The sequence below is a fragment of the Thermithiobacillus plumbiphilus genome, from assembly GCF_038070005.1.
Taxonomy (GTDB): Bacteria; Pseudomonadota; Gammaproteobacteria; order Acidithiobacillales; family Thermithiobacillaceae; genus JBBPCO01.
Genome location: NZ_JBBPCO010000021.1, coordinates 1 through 7,807 on the forward strand (window position 1 = coordinate 1; position 7,807 = coordinate 7,807).

The 7,807-nt window shown below is 60.9% G+C and carries 8 protein-coding genes and 1 pseudogene; 1 reads left to right on the plus strand and 8 read right to left on the minus strand.

Translation table 11 applies throughout. From position 1 onward, the window contains the following. The 3 genes from WOB96_RS14300 to WOB96_RS14310 form a co-directional block, all read right to left on the minus strand. On the minus strand, positions 1-224 hold a 224-nt coding region (locus WOB96_RS14300; protein ID WP_341371982.1), incomplete at its 3' end, for a hypothetical protein. Positions 225-320: 96 nt separating this feature from the next. Continuing rightward, a complete protein-coding gene (locus tag WOB96_RS14305) occupies positions 321-1,187 on the minus strand; it encodes an acyltransferase (RefSeq protein ID WP_341371983.1) in 867 nt (288 codons plus the stop codon). A 267-nt stretch (positions 1,188-1,454) separates the two neighbouring features. Further along, complete coding sequence (locus WOB96_RS14310; RefSeq protein ID WP_341371984.1) at positions 1,455-1,868, minus strand: hypothetical protein; 414 nt, start codon at positions 1,866-1,868, stop codon at positions 1,455-1,457. Between the two features lie 152 nt (positions 1,869-2,020). On the opposite strand from WOB96_RS14310, the gene WOB96_RS14315 reads away from it, so the two are divergent. Beyond that, on the plus strand, positions 2,021-2,860 hold the full coding sequence (locus WOB96_RS14315) for an HAD family hydrolase (protein ID WP_341371985.1): 840 nt from the start codon (positions 2,021-2,023) through the stop codon (positions 2,858-2,860). Here WOB96_RS14315 and WOB96_RS14320 read toward each other — a convergent pair. From WOB96_RS14320 to WOB96_RS14335, 5 genes and pseudogenes are all read right to left on the minus strand, one after another. After that, a complete protein-coding gene (locus WOB96_RS14320) occupies positions 2,850-3,725 on the minus strand; it encodes a universal stress protein (protein WP_341371986.1) in 876 nt (291 codons plus the stop codon). The two genes, WOB96_RS14315 and WOB96_RS14320, sit on opposite strands and share 11 nt — an antisense overlap. Then, the gene (locus WOB96_RS14325; protein WP_341371987.1) at positions 3,722-6,037 is read right to left on the minus strand and encodes a glycoside hydrolase family 65 protein; all 2,316 of its coding nucleotides are present in this window, start codon (positions 6,035-6,037) and stop codon (positions 3,722-3,724) included. Before WOB96_RS14325 ends, WOB96_RS14320 begins: the two co-directional genes overlap by 4 nt. Positions 6,038-6,323: 286 nt before the next feature. Next, a pseudogene (locus WOB96_RS14330) lies at positions 6,324-7,067 on the minus strand (DDE-type integrase/transposase/recombinase). A 123-nt stretch (positions 7,068-7,190) separates the two neighbouring features. Further along, positions 7,191-7,403 (minus strand): type II toxin-antitoxin system HicB family antitoxin, encoded by a 213-nt coding sequence (locus WOB96_RS14530; protein WP_423229757.1) that lies wholly within the window; start codon positions 7,401-7,403, stop codon positions 7,191-7,193. Positions 7,404-7,408: 5 nt separating this feature from the next. Beyond that, on the minus strand, positions 7,409-7,600 hold the full coding sequence (locus WOB96_RS14335) for a type II toxin-antitoxin system HicA family toxin (protein WP_341371988.1): 192 nt from the start codon (positions 7,598-7,600) through the stop codon (positions 7,409-7,411). Positions 7,601-7,807 lie beyond the last annotated feature (207 nt).

Below are 7,807 nucleotides of genomic sequence, written 5' to 3' on the forward strand. Positions count from 1 at the left end.
TGGAAGGCATCACAACTGACCCCGCTGTTGGCGCCAAAGGTCAGTGAGTAACTGTTGAACTGAGCGACCTGATAGCTGCCGACCGTGCTGGTTACCACCGGGGTCGGGTCCGTTGGTAGCGTGAAACCGATGCTGGTGGGACCGCTAGCTGCTTGGGCACTTACCTGATATCCGGACAGCAAAGCGCCGACAAAGGCACCGATTAGGGAAATTTTGGCTTGCATGATGTCCTCCCTTGAAGTCATGAAACGGCATCAGGGATCAGATGCCGTTTGAAAATGGCCGGAATCCTTTGATCATGATCCGCAATAAATGCATGTTCACTCCGGCTTTTTACGTAGAAAGGCATTGCCGCGATAGCTGATCAGGTCAGGATGGCTGACATACTCCTGAAACTGACCCTTGCACTGGACCTTGGAGGAAACATAAAAACCATCCGCGGCCAGAGATCTGGACACCACGGTACCTGCGCCGATCACCACCCGCGCACCGATCTGCACGCCCTGCACGATCAGGCTGCGGGATCCAATATAGATATGGTTGCCCAGTGTAACTGGCGATTGCATCCGCACCCGGTCCACACTCACACCATGCGTCCAGACCTGGGTTCCCTGACCACCGAAAGTGACGTTATCCCCCAAACGAATTTCGTCGGACAGATCAAAGAAATGTTCATTGGTGATCAAACAGCGATCGCCGGCAGTGAAGTTTTCCAGATGCTTGAAAGGCGTTGAATCAGGCGCCGTGGCAATGAAGTTATTGCGACTGCGTACCAGCGAACTTTGTCCGAGACTGAAGGTGCTGACGTCCTGAATACGATTGAAGCGGTAAATGCAGGCGCCCTCGGCCATGATCAGGCGATTGGCACGAACCAGGTTGAGACTGCCGATTCTGGCTCCGCGCAGGCGGCAGGAACCCAGATGCAGGTAATTCAGCATCCCCACCCGACTTTGATAGTCGATGTCATAGCCCAGCAGGATACGATACAGCAGGATGCGCAGGGCATTGCCCGGCAACACGGCAATGAGCAGTAGCAGCACGCGCCTGAACAACTGGCGGAATTTTCCGAACAGCGCAGTTTTGGGAAACTGCGGTTGATTTTCATCGGATTCTATGAGCGCATCATAATTCTCCAAATCGGGTGCATAGTCATTCTGATCAAACTTGTACCAGCGAGTCTTTTCCACGATCCCTCCCGAGCTAGCCAAACGCAAACCCGGCCTCATGTAAAATATCGGCCACCCATGGTTCTGGGCGTTGGGAAACCGGTTCAAGCTTCAAGGCCAGACGATAGCGGTCCCTGGCCCCCATGCCAGGCACCACACGTGGCGAGATCATCTGGACGGTAGCCGGTCCAGCACCTGCGGATGCAGGATTACGCCAGCGTGGGTTATGACCAGAATTGTTTATTATTGGAAATGACGAGTCCTGTCAGACAAACTGACATCAAACACTTAGATCAACAGGCGGGTGGCGGCGAGAAGTCGTGGAAGATCGGCGGGAGGATGGTAAGGCGACATACGCCGGCGCGTCGCATTTTCCGCCGAGGTCAACAGGATGGCCGATGCTGGCAGAAAATGGGCTTGTGCCTGGAAATCCAGATTCACTGCCTGATCGTGCTTGACGACCTCAGGCTGGTTGCAGTGGGTATAATGCTTGTGATCGCAACATTTGCCCTTACCATACTGCTCACTGGCTCCCGGGCAGTGGTCCTCGCGCGCATCGTGGTGGACAGCCTTGGCTGCCTGCGGCGCCGTAGCCAGCGACTCGGCAGCCACGGCGCAGGGCTGGAAGCTGGTGAGCACCAATGCCAGCAGCCACAGCCCCAGAACAATGGGAGACAGGTGGCGCAACTGCCGGGAAGACATGACACGCTCGCAAGCCAGCACAGGACTATCCTCGACGGGAACTGGATATGCAAAGCATAGTGATTTAATGGATGGAATGTATCCGACGCAGGGTCTCTCCACCTTCCGTCCTAGATCCGGCCATGCAGGAAGGGGTAAGGTGTTGCAAGGATATGGATGCCGGCAAGGTCAGCAATGCGACCATTCCAAATCCTGGTTACTCGGCCTGGCTCAGGCAAAGATTGCGCGAAACCATGATGAACACTGCCCTGACACTTTCACGATCCGCCTTCGACGCCCTGATCTTTGATCTCGATGGCGTCATCACCCGCTCTGCCTCGGTACATGCCCAGGCCTGGAAGGCCATGTTCGATGCCTTTTTGCAGCAATGGACTGCTGCCCGAGGCATACCCTTTCAGCCCTTCGACATCGACACCGATTACCGGCTCTACGTGGACGGCAAGCCCCGCCATGACGGGGTCCGGAGTTTTATCGCGGCGCGCGGCATTGATCTGCCGGAAGGCAATCCCGATGATCCAGCAGAAATCGATAGCGTCATGGGACTCGGCAAACGCAAGGACCGGCTGTTTCTGAAAACCTTGGCGGAACAAGGGGTGGAGCGTTTCGACAGCTCGATTCATCTGATCGAACAGGCACGCGGGCTGGGCTTCAAGACCGCGGTCGTGACCGCCAGCAAGAACTGCGCGGCCACGCTTCGGGCCGCCGGTCTCAGCGGACTGTTTGACGCCACCGTGGACGGCAATGTGGCGGGTCAACTGCATCTGCAGGGCAAACCCGCGCCCGACACCTTTCTGGAGGCCGTGCGCCGGCTGGGCATCAGGCCGGCGCGTGCGGCGGGCTTCGAGGACGCCATTGCAGGCGTGCAGGCAATCCGGGCGGCGGGATACGGCTGCGTCATCGGCGTGGACCGTCATGGTCAACCGGAAACGCTGAAGGCCGCCGGTGCCGACCGGGTGGTGGCGGATCTGGCGGAGGTCTTTCTTATTCCCTAGCCAGTGCCCGGGCCGCCTCGCCGCAACGCAGGATCAGCACCGGGGCCGGCAGGTCATGGAAGAGGGATTTGAGAATGGGCGCGCGCCGTGGCGACAACTGCCCCCCATGCCAGGGCAGGACGATCAGATCGGCGTGCTGCGCGCGAGCCACCCGGGCAATCTCCGCACCGGCCTCCCCATGCCCCATGAAAAATCGCATGTCCAGATCCCGGCAGTCGCACAGCGCACTCACCCGCTCGATGAATTCCTGTGCCCAGGATGGCCATTCGTGCTGCGGCTGATCCACATAGCGCGGCGTGCTCATGGCACCAGCTTCCGAAGACGGCGTGGCATGGTTGACGGCCACATGCAGCACCAGCAGCTTTGCCCCGGCGCGGCTGGCCAGTTCGACAGCCGGCTTGATGATGGCCGCGCTTTCCGGCGTGCCATCCTGAGGCAGCAAGACTTCCTGGAGTGCCCAGGCAGGCGGGGTGGCGGCCGGGGGCACCAGCAGGAGCGGACTGCTGCTATGTGCCAGCACGGCTTCGGCGACCGAGCCCAGGCCGCTTTCCCGGGCACTGGCGCCCCGGTGCAGGGTCATGACGATCAATTCGCTGCCACGCTCATGCGCCAGACGCACGATGGCCTCCCCGGCCGGACCCGGCAGGCTGTCGAGCACCACACCGGCCAGATCTTCCGCTGTCAGGCCCAGCCGCGTCCGCAAGTCCTCCAGCGGCGCCCGCGGCTCGGCGACATGCACGATGTGCAGAGTGGCCTTACTCAGGGCCGCCAACGCCCGCGCCACCGGCACTGCCGCCATGGACTCCCGCGAACCGTCCAGCGGCAGCAAAACGGTTTTGTCAGGCCTTTGCGTGTTGCCCGTCATACGCTCATCTCCTGCCAGGCACCTTCAATCTGCCGCCACCGATAAACCTGCCCCGGCGAAAGATCCCACCGCGCCGTCCCACCGACTCGCACCGGCACGGATTGCTGGCCTTCCACCGATAAGATCAGGCAGTCGGTCTCCAGTCGCAGCTGCAAGGCCTGGCCATGCCATAGCACCCGGCATGTCAGGCTGTCCCAATCCGGCGGCAGGTGTGGCTCGAAAGCCAGCCCGTCGGACAGGAGCCGCATCCCGGCAAAACCCAGTACGGCGGCCTGCCAGAGACCGCCCAGTGCGGCGGCATGCACCCCGCCCGCGGCATTGCCCATGTGGTTGGACAGATCGATCTCGGCGCTCTGGCGAAAAAACGCCAAGGCTTCATCCATGATTCCCAGTCGCGCCGCCACCAGGGCATGCATGGCCGGACTCAGGGAGCTGCCATGGCCGGTCTTCGGCGCGTAATAACGATAATTGGCCGCCCGTTGCGACGGGCTGAGCTGCTCCCAGAGCAGGGCCATCAGCATCACCACATCGGCCTGCTTGACCACCTGCGCCGCCTGGGTGCGATCATGCCCGAGGATGACATCCATCGGCACCGCGCGCGGTTCATAGGCCGGGAGATCAATCGCCTCCAGCCCGAAAAATTCCTGAAACTGCTCCAGAACCCCGGTACTGGCGTCCAGCCCGACATGGATCCGCCCGGCCAGATCCTGCCATTGCCTGGGCTCATCCATATCAAACTCCAGGCGCCGCGCCAGTTCCTGCCAGGCCGCCGGCCAGTGTTCGGCTAGCAGGCCCGCCAGCTCGGCACCGCGCCGCAAATTCCACTGCGCCATGAGATTGGTATAGGCGTTGTCGTCAATGTCCTCGTGATACTCGTCCGGGCCAATGACGTGACGGATATGGTAGCGCCCATCGGCCTCCAACTGTCCGCGACTGGCCCAGAAGCGCGCCGTTTCCAGCAGGATTTCGGCACCGGCCCGCAGCAGAAAATCGGCATCCCCGGTGGCCTGCCAGTACTGCCAGACGGCATAGGCCACATCGGCGCTGATATGATGCTCCTGCTCGCCGGACAGCACCCGCGCCAGCCTGCCATCCGGCATCAAGGTCACCGATGGGGTGGTCTCCTCACCGGAATCGGCCGACTCCCAGGCATAGAGGGCACCGCGATAGCCGAGCTTGTGGGCCTTGGCGCGAGCCGCCGGCAGGGTGTGATAGCGGTACATCAGCAGGGCGCGCGCGCTGGGCGGATGGGTGAAGATGAAGAAGGGCAACATGAAAATTTCGGTGTCCCAGAAGACGTGCCCCTTGTAAGCATCCCCCGTGAGCGCCCGGGCGCCGATGGATACCCGCTCATCCTCGGGGTTGGCGCTGCTGATCAGATGATAGATGGCAAAACGCAGGGCACGCTGGGCATCACCGTCGCCCTTGACCTGTACATCGGCCTGCTCCCAGCGCGCCGCCCAGGCTGCGACATGGGCCGCTATCAGCTGGTCGGTATCCGGCAGTGATTGCAGATGCGCACTGGCACTGGCCGCCGGATCGGGCCCGTCGCGACTGGTATGGACCACCACCAGGCGGTCGAAGCGGTATTGCCGACCTGGTTCAACCTGCAGATCCCAGTGATCCTGGCCATCCGGGGCCAAGGTACCAGCGTCACTGCGGATATGGTTACGCACCGCCAGCGCAACCCGCAGACCCGCATGCGTGGCCAGTTCGATCATCCGCCCGCGTATGTCCTGACGCGTAGACTCCGCGTTCAACACCACACGACCCGGACGCGCGGGCGGCAGCCGGATGCGAGCATCGAGATGGAGGTGACCGCCGTGGTCCTCGGAGACCAGCAACACGGATTGCAGCAACACATGTCGGTCGGCCAGTGAAGCCAGGCGCAGGCCAAGGATCCGACTCGTCCGCCCCCCCGCATCCCGGAAGCGCCACTCCCGCCAGAATATGCCCTGACGTAGATCAAGTATGCGCCGATGCAGCAGGCTGCCTTCCAGATCGACCCGGATGGGTGCATGTTCCATGCTTGCCTGAACCTGCATCCAGTCCGGCGCCAGGGCAAGGTCAGGGACATTGGAGACCGGATCATGATCGAAGACACCCGCGATCAGCGTGGCGGGCGCGGACAGATTGCTGCCCTCAGCCAGGGAGGCGCGACTGCCGAGATAGCCATTGCCGATGGCGAAGATCGACTCGATCTCGTGCTCGCGGGCGAGGTTGAAACCTTCCTCCACCAGCCGCCACTCGGGATCGGCGGTGGGCGTGAAAGAGCCCAGGGGACTTGTCACAGACGAAGCGTGCTGGTTCATGCCCGGTTCCTGCATGGAGCGGGATCAGACGGCTGCGGAAGGGTCACACACCCGATATGAGAACCAGACGTGCAAAGAAGTTCCCCCGGTTCCAACGCGGCTGTGCCTCCCTGGCGCTTCAGCAAGGGTTTTGTCAGCCGCTGTCAGCGGATCTGCCGTGGTTGACCTTTCCCCGCCAGGTAGGCCATTGTAGAGTTCGTGGTGACGGCCCGCAGGAGGTCGAAGTCATGAAGAGAAGTCTGTTCAGAGAAGAACAGATCGGGATTTACCCTATTTCGACGGACGGTTAGGACAAGAGTAATTGTTTCTGCTGGTGCATCTCAAGACGCCGTCTGCACCGGGCGTTATGGAAGCGCTCGATGTAATTGAGCACTCATGCTGCAGATCAGGTGGTGACCTTCGAGGAAGCGCTGATATTCCCCGCTGGTGAACTGGCAGCCCCTGTCCGAATGCAGGATGACCGGTGAGTGGTCCTGCCGTTGCCAAAGCGCCATCAGCACCGCCTGCAACACCAGCTCGCGCGTCTGGCTGTGACTCATCGACCAGCCGACAATCACGTCAGTGCACAGATCCTTCACGGCGCACAGGTACAGCCAACCCTCCATGGTGCTGATGTAGGTGATGTCGGTCACCCACTTGGTGTTGGGCGCCTCGGCGCCAAAGTCCCGCTCTAGGTGATTCAGCACCCCGGCCGGACGCTGGCCAGCACCCTGCTTGCGCCAACGCTCGATCATGCGGTACTTCATTTCGATGCTTTCGCGAAGAACGCCGCCGCTTCTTGTAAAAAATCCCGTTCCCGCTTCACCTGCGCCAGTTCACGCCGCAGCGCCGCCAGTTCCTCGTCACGCGGCTTGCCCTGGCCAACAAAGGCCTTGTTGCCGACCGTGCTCAGCTCCCGACGCCAGCGGGTGAGCATGTTGGGATTGAGGCCCAGATCTCGGGCTACCTGGCTGACCGGCAAATTGCTCGAACGCGCCAGTCCGACTGCTTCATGCTTGAACTCCGCCGAATATTTCCTTCGCTTTGCCATGACACACCTCCTGGCTCATCATAAGCCTTAATGAATGTGTCCGTGAAATCAGTGTAAAACCCCTCTATCGCGCAGCGTTCAGCGACCAAAAGGAGCGAGGTTGAGCGCCATGTTGGGCATGGGTTACGCGCTAACCTCAACCATACGGCTTGACGAGTGAGGTGTCGGAACCGGAAGCCCCTCTTCCTTTAGCCCCTCAAGGTGAAACTCAATAGCCTCTCGAATGAGCTCAAGAACCTCTGCCTCGGACTCACCCGCCGCGATGCATCCAGGAAGATCTGGCACATACGCCCCGTAGCTGCTTGGGCCCTGCTCAAATACGACCATATAACGCATACGAATTACTCCTTCTTTAGTCCAGCCTGCTTCAGCGCGCTGTTGAGCGTACCGGGCGGCACATCAAGGTTGGGCTTGCCCGCTACGGTGACTGTGCCCGGCTTCGTGGGGTGATGAAATTGCCGATGGCTTCCTCTCTGGCGCACCTGCTGCCATCCGTGGGCTTCAATCGGCGCGATGAGGTCCTTGACTTTCATGGCCAAAGGATCGCATAGGCCGGTTTCTCATGTCCAACGGGGCGCGAGTTGTGCGACACCCGCGCCCCGTTGCCCTGCGCTCGCTCACCATGTCCACGACAGCGTATTATGCGCCAAACCGCGATATTTCATTTTAGCCTATGATGGTTTTTGGCGCATAGTACGGCTGATTCCCGTAGGCGCGAGCGCAGGGCAACTTTCTATTAG